Genomic DNA, 16,410 nt, shown 5'->3' with positions numbered 1-16,410 from the left:
GCCGAACCCTTGATGATCGGAATGTCGTCGCCCGGATATTCGTAGGACGACAGAAGCTCGCGCACTTCCATCTCGACGAGTTCCAGAAGCTCCTCGTCATCCACCTGATCGACCTTGTTCAGGTAGACGACCATGTAGGGAATGCCGACCTGACGGCCGAGAAGGATGTGCTCGCGCGTCTGCGGCATCGGGCCGTCGGCGGCGTTCACCACGAGGATCGCGCCGTCCATCTGGGCGGCACCCGTGATCATGTTCTTGACGTAGTCGGCATGGCCCGGGCAGTCGACATGGGCGTAGTGACGCGCCGCGGTCTCGTATTCAACGTGAGCGGTCGAGATCGTGATCCCCCGCGCCTTCTCTTCCGGCGCCGCGTCAATCTGGTCATAGGCCTTGAAATCACCGAAATACTTCGTGATCGCAGCCGTCAGCGTCGTCTTGCCGTGGTCAACGTGGCCGATCGTGCCAATGTTCACATGCGGTTTGTTACGTTCAAACTTTGCCTTTGCCATCTCGCGGGCGCCTCGTGCTTGGGGGGGCCCAGGGGGCCCCAAGTCTACATCGCGCGCTGGGTATCGGCTGGCTGCAGAAAAATCAAGCGTCAGTTGGCGGCGGGCGCATCCACCGCCGCCCCGGCAACCGCTGCGAGGGCTGCTCGGGCGCCGACAGCTTCGGGGGAGAACCAGGCCTCGTTCTCCACCAGCCACTCGTTGATCAGCCTGGCGGCATTGGCGGCGAGGTTCGCCATCTGCTGTTCCCTGCTCTGGGTCAGGCCCGAACCGACCACCGTGGACCCTGATAGTTGTTCAAACACGGTGAACTGCTTCGGCTCGGCATTGATCTTGCGGCCCGCCGTGTCATCCCAGACATTGACAGTGACGACCAGAACCGATTTCGGGCTGAGAACCAGCGGCACACCAGGCACCGCCAACGCATAGGCATCGACGCCCACGCCGACATGATAGAGCTTCTCGCCCTCATAGCGACCCAGACGGGCGGCGATCGCCTCTTTCAGGACGGTTTCCCACTCCTCGGCCGTGGCCTGCCGTGACGGGCCCACTGGCTTGGCGTTCTTCGCCACTACGATGTTGTAGCCCAGCGCGAAGTCGCCGAACTCCTTGGGCGGCTGGTTCAGGTCGTTGCCCGCGCAGGCGGTGAGCATGGTCGCGACGACGATCCACGCCAAGATATTCCGCATCGTCATGATACCCTCCCGCCTGTCTTCGGGTTCCAGCCATAGCCGAGCCGGCGCGACGCGGCAATCCGACTGCTTGGCGCGACGCCCAACTGTACTATATTGAATTACGGAGGATCATGGATGGACGGCACTGCAACTCCACCCCGTTATCCTGTGCAGGTACCCCTGCACAACAAGCCGCTGGGCATCTGGGATTCTTTCCGGACTGGCCAGCGCAATGTTCTGGAACTGATCCCCGAGATTGCCACCCGCCAGCCGATGATCTCGGGCCGGACGGTAAAGCGCTGGCACATGGTTATGGAGCCCGCAGCGAATCGGCGCATCCTGAAAGAAGCGGTCGCGGATTATCCGAAGTCTGACGTTACCAAGCTGATTCTGCGCCCGGCAATCGGTGAAAGCCTGTTCATTGCCGAAGGTGCTGGCTGGCACTGGCAACGCCGCGCAGCGGCCCCGGCCTTTTCGGTCAGAAACGTACAGGCACTGGCCCCGGTGATGACGGCGGCGGCAGAGCGCGCAGCGACACGCATCGCCGCGCAGGAGGGACGCGCCGCCAATCTTCTGGATGAAATGGTCGCGGCGACCTTCGAAGTGATCTCGGACGTCACCTTTTCAGGCGGTGAAACATTCGACCGCTCCGCCGTGCATCGGGCGATCGACGCCTATATCGCCGGATCGGCGCGGGTGTCGTTCCTCGACATCATCGGCGCACCGATGTGGATGCCGCGACCCTCACGGCTGTTCTCTGCGCCGGCGATGCGGTCGATGAAGGCGATGGCGGATGCGGCGATCGAACATCGCCGGGGTGTCGGCCCCAACGAGGTGCCCGACCTTCTTGACCTGCTCCTTGAAGGTGTGGACCCCGAAACGAAGCGTCGCATGAACACGGCCGAACTGCGCGACAACCTCCTGACCTTCATCGTCGCGGGGCACGAAACGACGGCGCTGACGCTGGCCTGGTCGCTATATCTCTGCGCCTTCGATCCCGATGTGCAAGACCGGGCGCGGGCCGAGGCAAAAGAGGTTCTCGGGACCCGGGCCGCAACCGTGGCCGACCTGCCGAAGCTCACCTATATTCGCCAGATCGTCGATGAGGCGCTGCGCCTTTATCCGCCTGCCGCCTTCCTGTCACGCACCGCAAAGGCGCATGACGAACTTTGCGGGCGCGACGTGCGACCCGGTGATACGGTGATGCTGCCGATCTATGCGCTCCACCGCAATCACGCGCTCTGGCCCGATCCGCACCGCTTCGATCCTGACCGCTTTGCCGATCCGAAAGTGGTCGACCGTTTCGCCTACTTGCCCTTCGGTGGCGGCCCGCGCATCTGCATCGGCGCTTCCTTCGCGCTGCAGGAAGCGGTAATCATCCTTGCCACGCTTCTGGCCCGGTTCCGCTTCACCGAAGTCCCGGGCCGGACACCGAAACCGGTCCTGATCCTGACGCTGCGCCCCGAAGGCGGCGTCTGGCTGAATGTTGCCGAGGACTGAGCGGGAACCGCAATTTTTCCCCCTACATCGCGGAACCGGCTACCCTAATCTGATTGCAGGATTGTCATTTCGGGGGAATTTCACATGAGCCTTATGGGAACATTGGCCAAGGTCGCCATCGGTGTTGCGGTCGCAAAGGGTGTCGGCAGCATGATGCAGCGGCGCGGCGAAGGGCCGTTCGGCGGGCCGTCAACTGGCGGCGGTGGCACCGGGCTGGAAGATATGATGGGCGATATTCTTGGCGGCCGCACGTCTCGGCAGACCGGAACGCCACGCGGCGATGGCGGCATGTTCGGCGGATCCGGCGGCGGGCTTGGGGATTTCATGGAGGAACTCGGGAATTATGCACCGGGGCAGCCCACCGGTCGGGGCGGCACTGCCCGCAGTGGCGGCGGCCTCGATGATCTGATCGGCAGTCTCGGTGGCGGCTCTGGCGGCGGCAGTCTTGGCGATATTCTGGGCGGTGTGCTCGGCGGCGCACTGGGCGGCGCACTGGGCGGCGCTGCGACGAATCGCGGCGGCGGTTTCGGCGAGATCCTGAACGAGTCTCTCGGCAATTGCGGAGAGCCTAAGACCCGGCCGACGCAGGAACAGGATGCCGTGGCGGGCCTCATGCTGCGCGCGATGATCCAGGCGGCAAAGTCGGATGGGCGGGTCGATGCCCGCGAACAGGAAAAACTTCTCGGCAATCTTGGCGATGTCTCGCCCGAGGAAAAGCGGTTCGTCGATGCGGAGCTGCGCGCGCCGGTCGATGTTAAGGGGCTTGCACGGCAGGTGCCGAACGGGCTTGAGGCGCAGGTCTACACGATGTCGGTGATGGGCATCGACCTCGATAACCGCAAGGAGGCGGAATACCTGCACGAACTGGCGACGGCGCTTCAGATCGACCGGGGGCAGGTCAACCACATCCACGCACGGCTTGGGATACCCGCGCTTTACGGCTGAGGGAAAGAAGCTGGGTATGGTGGCTAAAAACCACCTTACCCAGCAGAAATTCCGTGTCTGTCGACAGTCGAGAACTTTTTCCGACAAAAATACTCAAGAATCTCTTGACCAACAATCGCGATGCCCGCTATTGCGTCGTCGAACACGGTTTTAAGGAGACAACCATGGCCGATTCCTCCAACTCCCCCCGCAAGGTCGAACCGCGCCGCTGGTCGGCGCTGACCATGGCCGGCGCCGCTTTCGGCATCGCGATCGCTGGGCAGACACAGGCCGCCGGACCCGGCGGGTTCGATATGCAGGGAACAGAGAAACTCTGGCTCGCCCAATCCGAGAGCGGCGAAGCAGGTGAAGGCGGTGAAGGGGGCGAGGCCGGTCATGCCGAGGACATAGACGCGGCCGTTGAATTTCTGACCGACCTCGGCCTAATCGAAGGCCATCTGCGTGCTGGCATCGCGCTCTATCAGGCCGGGCTTGCCGATCAGGCAATCACCCATATGAAACACCCACAAAGCGAGATCTATACCGAGCTTGAGGTTCATCTTGATCAATTCGGCGCGCCGGGTTTCGCCGACGAACTGATCGCGCTGGCAAGTGCCGTCGAAGGCGGCGCGACTGTCGGTGACGCAGAAACTGCTTTCGCTGCGGTGCTGACCAAGATCGAAGAAGCGCGCGACCATGCCCATGCGGGTGAGGCGGGGGAAGCTGCGTCGATCCTTGGCCTCGTTCGGGTGGCGGCCGAGGAATACCATATCGGCATCGTCGATGGCGCGGTGTCGAACCTGCACGAATATCAGGATGCCTGGGGCTTTGTGCAGGTCGCGCGCTCCGTCGCCGAACATATGGCGGGCGAGGATGACGCGGCCGAAAAAGCATTTGGTGAAAAGACTTTGGCGGCTCTGTCCGAACTGGACATCGCCCTGCCTGGCGTCTCGCCCGAGGGCAAGCCACTTGGCGATGCCGGGATGCTGCTGGGGGCGGCGGCCAAGATCGAACTCGCAGCCTATGCGCTGAAGTAGACCCATGTTCATCGCAATCGACGGCGTTCTGAACGCCAACGACGTGGCGGCCCTGAAAGGGGCCGCCGAAACGCTTTCCTTCGCCGATGGTCGTGCCACGGCGGGCAAGATCGCGCGCGAGATCAAGGCAAATGATCAGGCCGCCCCATCGCCGGAACTGGAGGCCATTCAGGCCAAAGTCACGGGGGCACTGATGGCGCATCCGGTCTTCATTTCCGCCGCTCGGCCAAAAGCGATGACCAAACTGATCCTCTCGCGCTATCGCGAAGGCCAGACCTACGGTATGCATGTCGACGACGCGCTGATGCTGGGGCTCAGAACCGATCTTTCGTTCACCCTGTTCCTAAACGATCCCGACAGCTACGAAGGTGGCGCGCTGATCGTCGCCGACACGGTCGAGGAACGCGCCTTCAAACTCGCCCCGGGCGATCTGATCCTCTATCCTTCGACCACGCTCCACCGGGTGGAGCCGGTCACGTCGGGCACGCGGCTTTGCATCGTCGGCTGGGTACAAAGCTGGATCCGCGACGCGGGCCAGCGCGAGATCCTCTTCGATCTCGACCGGTCCATCGCCGAGGTTCATGCGCGTGAGGGCAAATCCACCCTGCTCGACACGCTTACCAAGACCCGGTCAAACCTGATCAGGATGTGGGCGGCCTGAGCCTTCTTCATTGCGAAAATACCCCCGCCGGAGGCAATCCGCCGAGTGGGGGCTCAATGCCTCCGTGGCGGTCCACTTCTCAGGAAAACCGGTTGTCGCGCGGGAAACCGTGCGGCGGAGCCTTGCCCACACCGGCGCGCCGAGCGACCCAATCAGCCATGTCCTCGGTCCGTGTATTGCCGTTCGACATGGCCCAGCTCAGCCCATCGGCGAGGGCAAATGTCGTCAAGTCCGACAACCCGCCATCAAGCTCCAGCACACCCTGCCGCCCGCGCGCCATGTTGTATTTCTGAAGCCGCACGCCCTTGCCGCGCGTCATCTCGGGCAATTCAGCGAGCGGGAAGACCAGAAGCTTGCGGTTCTTCGAGACGATGGCGACATGATCGCCCGCGATGGGCTTGCAGACGGCCAGCCGGTTACCGTCGGCAAGATTCATCACCTGTTTGCCCGCACGGGTCTGGGCCACGATCTCATCGGACGGAACCGTGAACCCCTCGCCCGCGGTGGAGCCGACAATGAACCGCTCGCCCGGCCGGTGGACCAACAAAGTCACGATATCGGCCTCGTTGGGCAGATCGACCATCAGCCGCACCGGCTCGCCCATCCCCCGCCCGCCGGGCAGGTTGGCGCCGAGAAGCGTGTAGAAGCGGCCGTTGGTCCCCGCCAGCAGGATCTTGTCGGTCGTCTCGGCATGGAAGACGAAGCGGCCTTCGTCGCCATCCTTGAACTTTACCTCGGCATCCAGCGGCTGATGGCCTTTCATGGCGCGGATCCAGCCCATCTTGGAGCAGATGACTGTGATCGGTTCACGCTCGATCATCGCTTCCAGCGGTACTTCCTCGACCTCGCCCGCCTCGGCGAAGGTCGTGCGCCGCGCGCCGCCGGGCGCGTCCTTGCCGAACTGCTTCTGAACATCGCGCAACTCGCCCGCGATCTTCTTCCACTGCAGGCCTTCATCGTTCAGCAGGTCGTCAAGCTCCGCCCTTTCGCGCATCAGCGCGTCCTGTTCCTTCAGGAGTTCCATTTCCTCAAGCTTGCGCAAGCTACGCAGGCGCATGTTGAGGATCGCCTCGACCTGCACCTCGCTGAGGCCATCCTCGGTATGAGGCAGCGTGAGGGGGGAGATATAGTCGTGTTCCGATGTGGCCCGCTTCTGCTTGCGGCTCCAATCCTCGGCCATCAGCGCAGCCTTGGGATCGCCGTCATAGCGGATGATGTCGATCACCCGGTCAAGGTTCAGGAACGCGGTGATAAAGCCTTCCAGCACTTCCAGCCGGTGGTCGATCTTGTCCATCCGGTGCTGCGAGCGTCGGATCAGTACATCCTGCCGGTGCGCCAGAAAGGCGCGAAGCACTTCCTTCAGCGAACAGACCTTGGGCACCCGCCCGTCGATCAGAACGTTCATGTTGAGCGAGAACCGCGTCTCAAGATCCGAATTGCGGAACAGCATGCCCATCAGCATCTCGGGGTCCACGTTCTTCGAACGCGGTTCCAGCACGATGCGGATATCGTCGGCGCTCTCGTCGCGCACATCGGCCAGTAAAGGCACCTTCTTGGTTTGGATCACCTCGGCCAGGCGCTCGATCAGCTTCGACTTCTGCACTTGATAGGGGATTTCGGTGACGACGATCTGCCAGGTGCCCCGCCCCTGATCCTCAACCGCCCAGCGCGCCCGGGTACGGAAGCTGCCGCGCCCGGTTAGGTAGGCTTCGCGCATCGCCTCTTTTGCCTCGACGATGACACCGCCGGTGGGAAAGTCCGGCCCCTTCACATATTCCAGCAGGGTGTCATCGCGGACGAGTTCCGAGTTCTTGGCCTTGGCCAGATGCACGCAAGCCTCGATCAGTTCATCAAGGTTGTGCGGCGGGATGTTCGTCGCCATGCCGACCGCGATTCCACTCGCACCATTGGCCAAGAGGTTCGGAAATGCAGCCGGCAGGACGACCGGCTCTTCCAGCGTGCCGTCATAGTTGGGGCGAAAGTCGACCGCGTTTTCAGCCAACCCCTCCATCAGGGCCTCGGAAGCCGCCGTAAGCCTGGCTTCTGTGTAGCGGGAGGCAGCCGGGTTGTCGCCGTCGATATTGCCGAAATTGCCCTGCCCGTCGACAAGCGGGTAACGCACGTTGAAATCCTGCGCGAGGCGGGCCATCGCGTCGTAGATCGCGGCATCGCCGTGGGGGTGATAGTTCCCCATCACATCGCCGGAGATCTTTGCAGATTTCCGGAAGCCCCCGGTCGAGGACAGCTTCAGTTCCCGCATCGCATAGAGGATACGGCGGTGGACCGGTTTCAGCCCGTCCCGCGCATCCGGCAATGCCCGGTGCATGATGGTGGAAAGCGCATAGGTCAGATAGCGCTCGCCGATCGCCCGGGCGAGCGGTTCGGAGGTCGTGGCAGGCAGGATGTTGCGGTCTTCGGAGTCGTCGCTCATGCATGTTGTGTAGTTCGACGGGTGCATCCGGTCCAGCCGGAATTTCCACACAAAGGGGGAGCCATGCGCAGATTTTCCCCTGCCGCCACCTTCAACGAAACCGATATCCCGAAACGGGTAGTTGGTTTGGAGAGGTCATGTTACGGTTCGCAATATTCATAGGCTTTGTGGCGATCCTGTATCTGGTTGGACAGCAACCCACCGCCGAACCCTCGGCGCAACCCATCCAACCGAACCTGGAAATCAGTTCGATCTGACCACTCGCGGGAACTACTCGTTCCTCATGCGAGTTGTCATGCCGCGCGCCGGATACTGGATACCTGATGATACGCCTTGTTAAATTCTCCTTGATCCTCATGACCGCCCTGATTGCAGTTGGGCTTTTGTCGGACCGTAGCGGGCCGCGTGACGACACCAAACCCGCACCTGACAGGAAAACCGGAAATCTTGTTTCGGCCATCACCGATCAGTTCGCGCTTGAATCCGTCACACCAGACACCGATGCACCGGGCATGGCAGCAAGGTCACCTGACGTTGCAGAAAGCCAGCTGCTGGCCGTCGAAGGGACCACCCCGCGGCCCGAAACCACCAAGACTGAACTTCTTCCCCCTCGTTCCAACGAATTGATCGCGTTACGGACCGGGTTGAAATTTGCCGACCCGGTTTCCGTTTTTGCCGCAGAAAACCGGATCAGACCGCCGGTTCAGGAGCCGGCAGCGACCGGCACGCCTGACATAGGCGGCCCACTTTGGAAGGTGACGGCCAACCGGTTGAATGTGCGCAGAGGTCCAAGTGCAAACGATACCGCTATCGGAGCAATTGCGCGCGGAACCATCGTCGCTGTCATTGAGTCGGGCCTTTCAGATTGGCTTCTGATCCGCGCGGCTGAGCCCGCGCTTGAAGGCTATGTCGCACGCCGATTTCTGGTCCCCGTGGACAACTGAATTGCTACGGCTGCCAGGGTGAGCCTGCCGGACTGCATGAACTGCGTTGCACCATGGGTCCGGAGACGCTAGCCAGGCGGTCGAAAGGCAGGCACCATGACGCGATCCATACTTATCACCGGCTGTTCCTCTGGCATCGGCTACGACGCGGCCCATGGGTTGAAGCGCGCGGGCTGGCGTGTTTTTGCGACCTGTCGGAAGGAAGAGGATTGCGAGCGGTTGCGCGGGGAGGGGCTTGAAAGCTTCCTGCTCGACTACACTGACGAGGCGACCATCGAACGTGCATTGAACGAGGCGCTGAACCGCACCGGGGGCACGCTGGACGCGGTTTTCAACAACGGCGCCTATGGCTGCCCCGGCGCAGTGGAGGACTTGCCGACCGGCGCATTGCGAGAAATCTTCGAGACGAACCTTTTTGGCTATCACGAACTCACCCGACGGATCGTGCCGGTTATGCGCAAGCAGGGGCATGGACGGATCGTCAATTGTTCCTCCGTTCTCGGCTTTGTGCCGATGCGTTGGCGCGGCGCCTACGTGGCGACAAAATACGCACTCGAAGGGCTGACCGAATGCTTCCGGCTGGAAATGGCCGACACGCCGATCCATGTGATCCTGATCCAGCCGGGACCAATCACCAGTCGCATCCGCGTCAATTCGATCCCGCATTTCGAACGCTGGATCGACTGGGAAAATTCGCCGCGCGCTGAGCAATACCGGAACTCGCTTCTCCTGCGACTTTACAAGAACAAAACCAAACCCGACCGGTTCGAATTGCCCGCCTCGGCAGTGACCGCAAAACTGATCCGGGCTTTGGAGACGGCGAACCCTGCACCACGCTATTTCGTGACGACGCCGACCTATCTGATGAATGCGGCGCGGCGCTTGCTTCCTACACGAACGCTTCTGTGGTTGACCGGGCGCAGTTGACGCGACCGGGCGCCGCATCCTCGCCGCTGGTATCCGGAACCCGCGCGGAGTAAAAAGCGTCCAACCGGAGGTGCGTATGGCCAACGATCCCCTATTCCTTGTTGCGGCAGGTGCCTGCTTCGTGGTGCTGATCATCCTGATGATCGGCATCGGCGGTTTCGCCAAGGGCGGCGATTTCAACCGCAAGCACGCCAACCGGATCATGCGCTACCGGATCATCGCACAGGCGGTGGCGGTGGTGCTGATTCTGCTCTTCGTCTTTCTGTCGGGGCGGGGAGGTCTCTGAATGGTCGTTCTGAACAAGATCTATACGAAGACCGGCGACAAGGGCGAAACCGCGCTTGGCGATGGCAGCCGTGTCGCCAAGCATTCGATGCGGGTCGCAGCCTATGGCACGGTGGATGAAACCAATTCCGTCCTCGGCCTCGCCCGGCTGCACGCGACCGGTGAGATGGACGCAGCCCTTACCCGTATCCAGAACGACCTCTTCGACCTCGGCGCGGACCTCTGCCGCCCCGAAATGGAGAAGGATGGCGAAGCGGGCTATCCGGTTCTGCGGATAGCCGACAGCCAGGTTGCCCGGCTTGAGCGTGAAATCGACGCGATGAATGCGAAACTGGAGCCACTGCGCAGCTTCATCCTGCCCGGCGGCTCATCTTTGGCCGCCCATCTCCACCTCGCCCGCACCGTCTCGCGCCGGGCAGAGCGCATGGCCGTGGAACTTGCTGGTATGGAACCGGTGAACACGGCGGCAGTGATGTATCTCAACCGCCTCTCGGACTGGTTCTTCGTCGCGGCCCGCATCGCGAATGACGAGGGTCGGGCCGATGTCCTGTGGGTGCCCGGCGCGAACCGCTAAGCCGGTTCCCACAATTCGACAGGATTGCCCTCCGGGTCGTGAATGCGGGCGAACCGTCCGATGCCGTCCATGGCCAGTTCATGGCTGACCGCGATCCCCGCATCGCGAAGCTGGGCAAGCATCCGGTCAAGATTGGCCACCCGGAAATTCAGCATGAATGTCTTTTCGGCCGAAAAATAGTCCGTGTCGACCGCGAACGGGGCAAAAACCACCACCCCTTCATCGCTGCGCCAGGGCTGCATCTTCATATCGGTCGGCGCAGGATTGATTCCCAAGTGGTCCTGGTACCATGCCTTGAGCGCCTCAGGGTCCCTGGCTCGAAAAAAGACCCCACCTATCCCGGTTACCTTCTCCACGACAATCCTCCCTTAAACGGTCCCGTAATTCTCTCGCGCGAATGCGTCTGAGGCACCGTCCATCAAAACGTGGCGTCGATGCGACAAAGCGCGTCGATTTTACACTGTTTTCGCAGCCGCAGAACCGGTAAGGGACGTCCGGGAGCTTTTCTTGCCGCCCGAGCGCGGGCGGCTTCGGTATTAAGGGAGATCAAGCCCATGAAGGTACTCGTGCCTGTCAAGCGGGTGATCGACTACAACGTGAAGGTTCGCGTGAAAGCGGACGGATCGGGTGTCGATCTCGCCAACGTAAAAATGTCGATGAACCCGTTCGACGAGATTGCCGTCGAAGAGGCGATCCGTATCAAGGAACGCGGTGAGGCCGAAGAGATCATCGTAATCTCCATCGGCGTCAAACAGGCGCAGGAAACGCTGCGTACCGCGCTGGCAATGGGTGCCGACCGTGCGATTCTGATCGAGGCGGCCGACGACGTTCATACTGATATCGAACCGCTGGCCGTCGCCAAGCTGCTGAAAGCCGTGGTCGAGGCCGAAGGCCCGGGTATCGTGCTCTGCGGCAAGCAGGCGATCGACAATGACATGAACGCCACCGGCCAGATGCTGTCGGCGCTTCTCGGCTGGTCGCAGGCGGCTTTCGCATCTGAACTGAAGCTGGAAGGCGACAGCGCCGTCGTGACCCGTGAAGTCGATGGTGGTCTGCAGACGATCAAGGTCAAAATGCCCGCCATCGTGACCGTCGACCTGCGCCTGAACGAACCCCGCTACGCTTCGCTGCCGAACATCATGAAGGCGAAGAAGAAGCCCTTGGAAGAGAAAACCGCCGCCGATTACGGCGTCGATGTCTCTCCGCGCCTGACCATCGTCAAGACGACGGAACCGGCGGGCCGCAAGGCCGGCGTCAAAGTGGGCTCGGTCGACGAGCTGATCCAGAAACTCAAAGACGAAGCGGGGGTGATCTGATGGCTGTTCTTCTCCTGGGTGAAGTGACCGACGGCCAGCTTTCCGTCGATGCCACCGCAAAAGCGCTCACCGCCGCCAAGATGCTCGGTGACGTGACCGTGCTTTGTGCCGGTGCCAAGGCCGCCGATGCGGCTGCGGAAGCAGCAAAACTCGACGGCGTGAAGAAGGTGCTCTGCGCCGAGGACGCCTCGCTCGGCCATCGTCTGGCTGAACCGACCGCTGCGCTGATCGCCTCGCTTGCCGGTGATTATTCGCACATCGTCGCCCCGGCGACGACGGATGCGAAGAACGTACTGCCGCGCGTCGCGGCTCTTCTCGACGTGATGGTCATCTCGGACGTCTCGGGCGTCGTCGATGCCGACACGTTCGAACGGCCGATCTATGCCGGCAACGCCATCCAGACGGTGAAGTCCTCGGATGCGAAGAAAGTGGTTTCGATCCGCACTTCGACCTTCGACCCGGCCGGTCAGGGCGGTTCGGCTTCGGTCGAAACCATCGGTGCCGCCGCCAATCCGGGCCTTTCGGAATGGGTCGAGGACAAGGTCGCGGCCAGCGACCGTCCGGAACTGACCTCGGCCGGGATCGTCGTCTCGGGCGGCCGCGGCGTCGGTTCGCAGGCTGACTTCGCTCTGATCGAGAAGCTCGCCGACAAGCTCGGCGCGGCTGTCGGTGCCTCGCGCGCGGCAGTGGACTCGGGCTATGCCCCGAACGACTGGCAGGTCGGTCAGACCGGCAAGGTCGTCGCCCCGCAGCTTTATGTCGCCATCGGCATTTCGGGCGCGATCCAGCACCTCGCGGGTATGAAGGACAGCAAGGTCATCGTCGCGATCAATAAGGACGAAGAGGCACCGATCTTCCAGGTCGCCGATTACGGCCTCGTCGCCGACCTCTTCGCCGCTGTACCGGAACTGACCGACAAGCTCTGAGCAGCTTGACATCGATCCGAATAGGCCCGCTGATCAGCGGGCCTTTTCTTTTTCCGCCACCTTCAAGCCTTCAGAACCCGCTTCAGCACAGGTGCCAGTGCCTCCGCCACTTCTTGATGCACCCTGGGTCCGGGCATAACTAAGGCCGCCGGTTCTTCAAGCGGCGCAAATCGCATGCCCGCGGTGCCGGAGTTGCGCGCGGCAGAACTTGGCGTGACATGAACGAGTTCCGTGGCAAAAGGACGGATTGCCGCCACCATCTCCTCATCGACCATCAGCGGTTCCGGCCCGAGATCGTCATGTCCGTCCTGCCTTGTCCCGGATATCCAGAGCAGCACCGTCTTGCCTTCGATCTTCTGCACCAGAGTCCGCATGCGCGCTGTCCAGGCGGATTTCAACTCGTCTTCGACCAGTGCGAACTTCTCTTCCGACACCGCCTTCAACGCCGAGAGCATGTGCCGGGTGAAATGGAATTCGGTAAAGTCCACCTCACGGAATACCGTCTTCATCAGGTTCGACGCACGCAGAAACCGGTCATTCCGACGCGGATGGACTGCATAGAACCGGTTTGACATGTTCTGCGCGCCCATAAGCTGGATCACCGTCACTTTCGCCCGGGAGCAGGCGTCGACGATCACAGGTTCGTTCGCGAAGACATCGGCCCCGGCATTCATGTAGCCGAAATTCACCACCGCGAGGTCCAACATGCCTTCCAGCAATGTCGGGAAAGGCTCCACGACAAACTTGCCATAAGTCTCAGTCCCGCCAAGCACAGCGGCATAAGCGCCTTCGAGCCTGCGCCGCGGCCCCCGGAACAAAAGCTTTGACTGCCCATAACGGCAAGGAAAGTAGTCCAGCGATCCTTCACTGGCATATTCGTAGGCCATTGATCCCACCCTTCTTGATATTCACCCGAGGACGAATCTGCGGCAGGATTCTTGCCAAAAGCCTAAACCTACAATTCGAACGGTCCGGTCGCCTGCTTATGCCTTGCACCCGGCGCGCAGGGGTGCCTATGGTCATGCGCAACAGCAGAATGAGGATCGGGCAATGGATGTGACATCAGTTGGCATTGTCGGCGCGGGTCAGATGGGCAACGGCATTGCCCATGTTTTTGCATTGGCCGGTTTCGACGTGCTGATGACCGATGTCAGCCAGGAGGCGCTCGACAAGGCGGTGGCGCTGGTCGACCGCAACATGGAGCGTCAGGTCAGCCGCGACAAAATCAGTGCAGCGGACAAGAAAGCGGCCATGGGCCGGATCAGGACGACGCTGAAGCTGGCCGATCTTGGCAAGACCGATCTTGTGATTGAGGCCGCGACCGAACGCGAGACGGTCAAGCAGGCGATCTTCGAGGACCTCCTGCCGCATCTGAAACCAGAGACGATCCTGACCTCGAACACCTCCTCGATCTCCATAACGCGCCTTGCCTCACGCACCGATCGGCCTGAGAAGTTCATGGGGTTTCACTTCATGAACCCCGTGCCGGTGATGCAGCTTGTGGAGCTTATCCGGGGGATCGCCACCGACGAGGTGACCTACCAGACGCTGGTGAAGGTGGTCGAAAAGCTTGGCAAGACCGCGGCATCGGCCGAGGATTTCCCCGCCTTCATCGTCAACCGCATCCTGATGCCGATGATCAACGAGGCGGTCTATACGCTTTACGAAGGCGTCGGCAACGTGAAATCAATCGACGAGAGCCTGAAGCTTGGCGCAAACCATCCGATGGGTCCGCTTGAACTGGCCGATTTCATCGGGCTCGACACCTGCCTCGCGATCATGAACGTGCTGCATGAAGGACTGGCGGATACGAAATACCGCCCCTGCCCGCTTCTGACGAAATATGTCGAGGCGGGGTGGCTCGGACGCAAGACAGGCCGGGGTTTTTACGACTACCGCGGTGAGGTTCCCGTTCCAACTCGTTAGTATTTCTGCCGAGCGTTATTATCCCTCCTGAAGACCTGTGATCGGATAACTGAACTCAAAAGGCTAAACTCGCCCGGTAAATAGGGGAGACATCTCATGGGTTCCAAACCGTTCCTTCTCTGCACTGCGTTTTTGGTAACTTCACCGGTCTGGGCTCAGGATGCGGCCCTTGTGATCGGGAACGAGAACTACAGAAATGCGTCGGACATTTCGGCAGCCGATGACGCGCTGGACGCTGCGGTTGCGCTTGAGGAGGCCGGACTTGTCATACGCAAGGGCAGCGACCTTGCGACCGAGGCGATGCGAGCCCTCCTGATCGAACATTACGGCGACACCACCGGCCCGGGTGGGACCGTGATCCTACTGACCGGGCATTTCGTGCACGCTGCCGGTGAAACCTGGTTTCTTGGCACCGAGGCACAGCGTCCGGGTCTGGCCGGTGTCGACAAGACAGGGCTACCCTTATCAACGATTCTCGCGCTAGCGGCAGAACGCCCCGGCAATGCCTTGGTGCTGCTTGGAACCGAAGACCGGCGGATCGATCCGGGGCGTGGGCTGACACCAGGTATCGGCACACTCGACATTCCGCAGGGTGTCACGGTCGTCAGCGGGGATGCCGACGATATCGCGGAGTTCGCGACAGAAGCCGTTGCCAGCCGTGGCCCGACACTTGCCGATCTGGCCAATCGCGCACGCGGCCTGCACGTGGACGGATATCTTGGAAATGTGGCACCATTTCTGCCTCTGGCTGACGCCGCGGGTCCACCGTCACCGACGGGTATAACGACTGCGGCGGAAACAGACCTGACGGTGGAACGCGAGCTTTGGCAAGCGACCCGGGAGATTGACACAAAACTGGTCTATGAATCCTATCTGCGCCGGTATCCTGACGGCATATTCGCGGACGCGGCTCGGCGGGCGATCGCCGAAGCGGATGATCCCGTAGCGCAGGCGCGGGCGGCCGAGGATGCTCTGCGGCTATCTCGTGACCAACGTCGCCAGATTCAGCGCGACCTTTCGATCCTCGACATAGATCCGAGGGGGATCGACGGTCTGTTCGGCCCCGGATCACGCAACGCAATCGGAACCTGGCAACGGCGGAACGGTCATGCGGTAACCGGCTATATCACCGCGCCACAGATGGCGGCCCTCGCCGCCCAGGCCGAAACCCGCGCAGCCGAACTGGAGGCAGAGGCCGCCGCCCGGCAAGCTGAACAGGAAAGACTGGATCGGCTGTATTGGGACCAGACTGGCGCTGCCGGCGACGAGGCGGGCCTTCGCGCTTATCTCAAACGATACCCAGATGGTCTGTTTGCTGAATTGGCCCACGAGCGGCTGAAAGTTTACGACGACGCGCGGCGGGAGCAGGCCGCTGCCGCCGATCGTGCGGCTTGGGATTTTGCGGTTCGCAGCAATACACCCGAAGCGTTCCGGGACTACTTGAACGCGTATCCGCAGGGCGCTTTCGCTGAAGAGGCGCGGCTGATGCTCGCCGATCAGGGACGAGATGCCGAAGAGGAAGCCGCACGCCAGCAGGCCGAACGAACCGAACAGGCGCTGGGGTTGAATGGAGTGATGCGGTCACTGATTGAACAGCGTCTGGCCGCGCTGGGTTTGAAACCGGGCAAGGCGGACGGCGTATTCGACGATGATACCCGCCGTGCGCTACGCCGCTATCAACAGGCGCGGAAGCTACCGGTTACCGGCTATCTTACTCAGCAGACCGTTGCCCGGCTTCTGGTCGACTCATTCTGATCAGAACCGGTGACATCGACACCT

General features: G+C 61.7%; 17 protein-coding genes. 12 read left to right on the top strand and 5 right to left on the bottom strand.

The genetic code is table 11. The features are described 5' to 3' along the window. Together QKW60_RS20150 and QKW60_RS20145 are read right to left on the bottom strand one after the other, a co-directional pair. Positions 1–509: GTP-binding protein (locus tag QKW60_RS20150; protein ID WP_282371411.1), on the bottom strand; the 509-nt coding region annotated here is incomplete at its 3' end. Positions 510–598: 89 nt separating this feature from the next. Next, positions 599–1,201, bottom strand: coding sequence for a hypothetical protein (locus tag QKW60_RS20145; RefSeq protein WP_282371409.1), 603 nt, complete (start codon positions 1,199–1,201; stop codon positions 599–601). A gap of 114 nt (positions 1,202–1,315) precedes the next feature. On the opposite strand from QKW60_RS20145, the gene QKW60_RS20140 reads away from it, so the two are divergent. The 4 genes from QKW60_RS20140 to QKW60_RS20125 all read left to right on the top strand — a co-directional run bounded on the left by QKW60_RS20140 (position 1,316) and on the right by QKW60_RS20125 (position 5,302). Beyond that, complete coding sequence (locus QKW60_RS20140; RefSeq protein ID WP_282371407.1) at positions 1,316–2,680, top strand: cytochrome P450; 1,365 nt, start codon at positions 1,316–1,318, stop codon at positions 2,678–2,680. 84 nt (positions 2,681–2,764) lie between these two features. Then, complete coding sequence (locus tag QKW60_RS20135) at positions 2,765–3,625, top strand: tellurite resistance TerB family protein (protein ID WP_282371406.1); 861 nt, start codon at positions 2,765–2,767, stop codon at positions 3,623–3,625. Between the two features lie 164 nt (positions 3,626–3,789). Next, positions 3,790–4,641 (top strand): hypothetical protein, encoded by an 852-nt coding sequence (locus QKW60_RS20130; RefSeq protein ID WP_282371405.1) that lies wholly within the window; start codon positions 3,790–3,792, stop codon positions 4,639–4,641. 4 nt (positions 4,642–4,645) lie between these two features. Continuing rightward, a complete protein-coding gene (locus QKW60_RS20125) occupies positions 4,646–5,302 on the top strand; it encodes a Fe2+-dependent dioxygenase (RefSeq protein WP_282371404.1) in 657 nt (218 codons plus the stop codon). A gap of 79 nt (positions 5,303–5,381) precedes the next feature. On the opposite strand, the gene QKW60_RS20120 is transcribed toward QKW60_RS20125, so the two are convergent. Beyond that, positions 5,382–7,733 carry a DNA topoisomerase IV subunit A gene (locus tag QKW60_RS20120; protein WP_282371403.1) on the bottom strand — a complete coding sequence of 784 codons (2,352 nt, stop codon included), beginning with the start codon at positions 7,731–7,733 and terminating at the stop codon, positions 5,382–5,384. A gap of 323 nt (positions 7,734–8,056) precedes the next feature. On the opposite strand from QKW60_RS20120, the gene QKW60_RS20115 reads away from it, so the two are divergent. From QKW60_RS20115 to QKW60_RS20100, 4 genes are all read left to right on the top strand, one after another. After that, positions 8,057–8,677: an SH3 domain-containing protein gene (locus QKW60_RS20115; protein WP_282371402.1), complete on the top strand. Its 621-nt coding sequence runs from the start codon at positions 8,057–8,059 to the stop codon at positions 8,675–8,677. 96 nt (positions 8,678–8,773) lie between these two features. Continuing rightward, the gene (locus QKW60_RS20110) at positions 8,774–9,604 is read left to right on the top strand and encodes an SDR family NAD(P)-dependent oxidoreductase (RefSeq protein WP_282371400.1); all 831 of its coding nucleotides are present in this window, start codon (positions 8,774–8,776) and stop codon (positions 9,602–9,604) included. 76 nt (positions 9,605–9,680) lie between these two features. Then, positions 9,681–9,890: a twin transmembrane helix small protein gene (locus QKW60_RS20105; RefSeq protein WP_282371398.1), complete on the top strand. Its 210-nt coding sequence runs from the start codon at positions 9,681–9,683 to the stop codon at positions 9,888–9,890. Further along, complete coding sequence (locus tag QKW60_RS20100; RefSeq protein ID WP_282371396.1) at positions 9,891–10,463, top strand: cob(I)yrinic acid a,c-diamide adenosyltransferase; 573 nt, start codon at positions 9,891–9,893, stop codon at positions 10,461–10,463. Here the strand turns inward: QKW60_RS20100 and QKW60_RS20095 are convergent. Beyond that, positions 10,460–10,819 carry a VOC family protein gene (locus tag QKW60_RS20095; protein WP_282371395.1) on the bottom strand — a complete coding sequence of 120 codons (360 nt, stop codon included), beginning with the start codon at positions 10,817–10,819 and terminating at the stop codon, positions 10,460–10,462. The two genes, QKW60_RS20100 and QKW60_RS20095, sit on opposite strands and share 4 nt — an antisense overlap. A gap of 198 nt (positions 10,820–11,017) precedes the next feature. On the opposite strand from QKW60_RS20095, the gene QKW60_RS20090 reads away from it, so the two are divergent. Both QKW60_RS20090 and QKW60_RS20085 read left to right on the top strand, forming a co-directional pair. Further along, positions 11,018–11,779 (top strand): electron transfer flavoprotein subunit beta/FixA family protein, encoded by a 762-nt coding sequence (locus tag QKW60_RS20090; protein ID WP_282371393.1) that lies wholly within the window; start codon positions 11,018–11,020, stop codon positions 11,777–11,779. After that, positions 11,779–12,705 carry an electron transfer flavoprotein subunit alpha/FixB family protein gene (locus QKW60_RS20085; protein WP_282371391.1) on the top strand — a complete coding sequence of 309 codons (927 nt, stop codon included), beginning with the start codon at positions 11,779–11,781 and terminating at the stop codon, positions 12,703–12,705. Before QKW60_RS20090 ends, QKW60_RS20085 begins: the two co-directional genes overlap by 1 nt. Before the next feature lie 62 nt (positions 12,706–12,767). Here the strand turns inward: QKW60_RS20085 and QKW60_RS20080 are convergent, their stop codons facing one another. Further along, complete coding sequence (locus QKW60_RS20080) at positions 12,768–13,592, bottom strand: DUF6473 family protein (protein WP_282371389.1); 825 nt, start codon at positions 13,590–13,592, stop codon at positions 12,768–12,770. A 163-nt stretch (positions 13,593–13,755) separates the two neighbouring features. On the opposite strand from QKW60_RS20080, the gene QKW60_RS20075 reads away from it, so the two are divergent. Together QKW60_RS20075 and QKW60_RS20070 are read left to right on the top strand one after the other, a co-directional pair. Then, positions 13,756–14,631: a 3-hydroxybutyryl-CoA dehydrogenase gene (locus tag QKW60_RS20075; RefSeq protein ID WP_282371387.1), complete on the top strand. Its 876-nt coding sequence runs from the start codon at positions 13,756–13,758 to the stop codon at positions 14,629–14,631. A 96-nt stretch (positions 14,632–14,727) separates the two neighbouring features. Continuing rightward, the gene (locus QKW60_RS20070) at positions 14,728–16,386 is read left to right on the top strand and encodes a peptidoglycan-binding domain-containing protein (protein WP_282371385.1); all 1,659 of its coding nucleotides are present in this window, start codon (positions 14,728–14,730) and stop codon (positions 16,384–16,386) included. Positions 16,387–16,410: the final 24 nt, after the last annotated feature.

It is taken from the genome of Albidovulum aestuarii (assembly GCF_029961185.1).
Taxonomy (GTDB): domain Bacteria; phylum Pseudomonadota; class Alphaproteobacteria; order Rhodobacterales; family Rhodobacteraceae; genus Albidovulum; species Albidovulum aestuarii.
The sequence above is the reverse complement of the archived record's forward strand: the minus strand, read 5'-3'. Positions and strand labels throughout refer to the sequence as shown.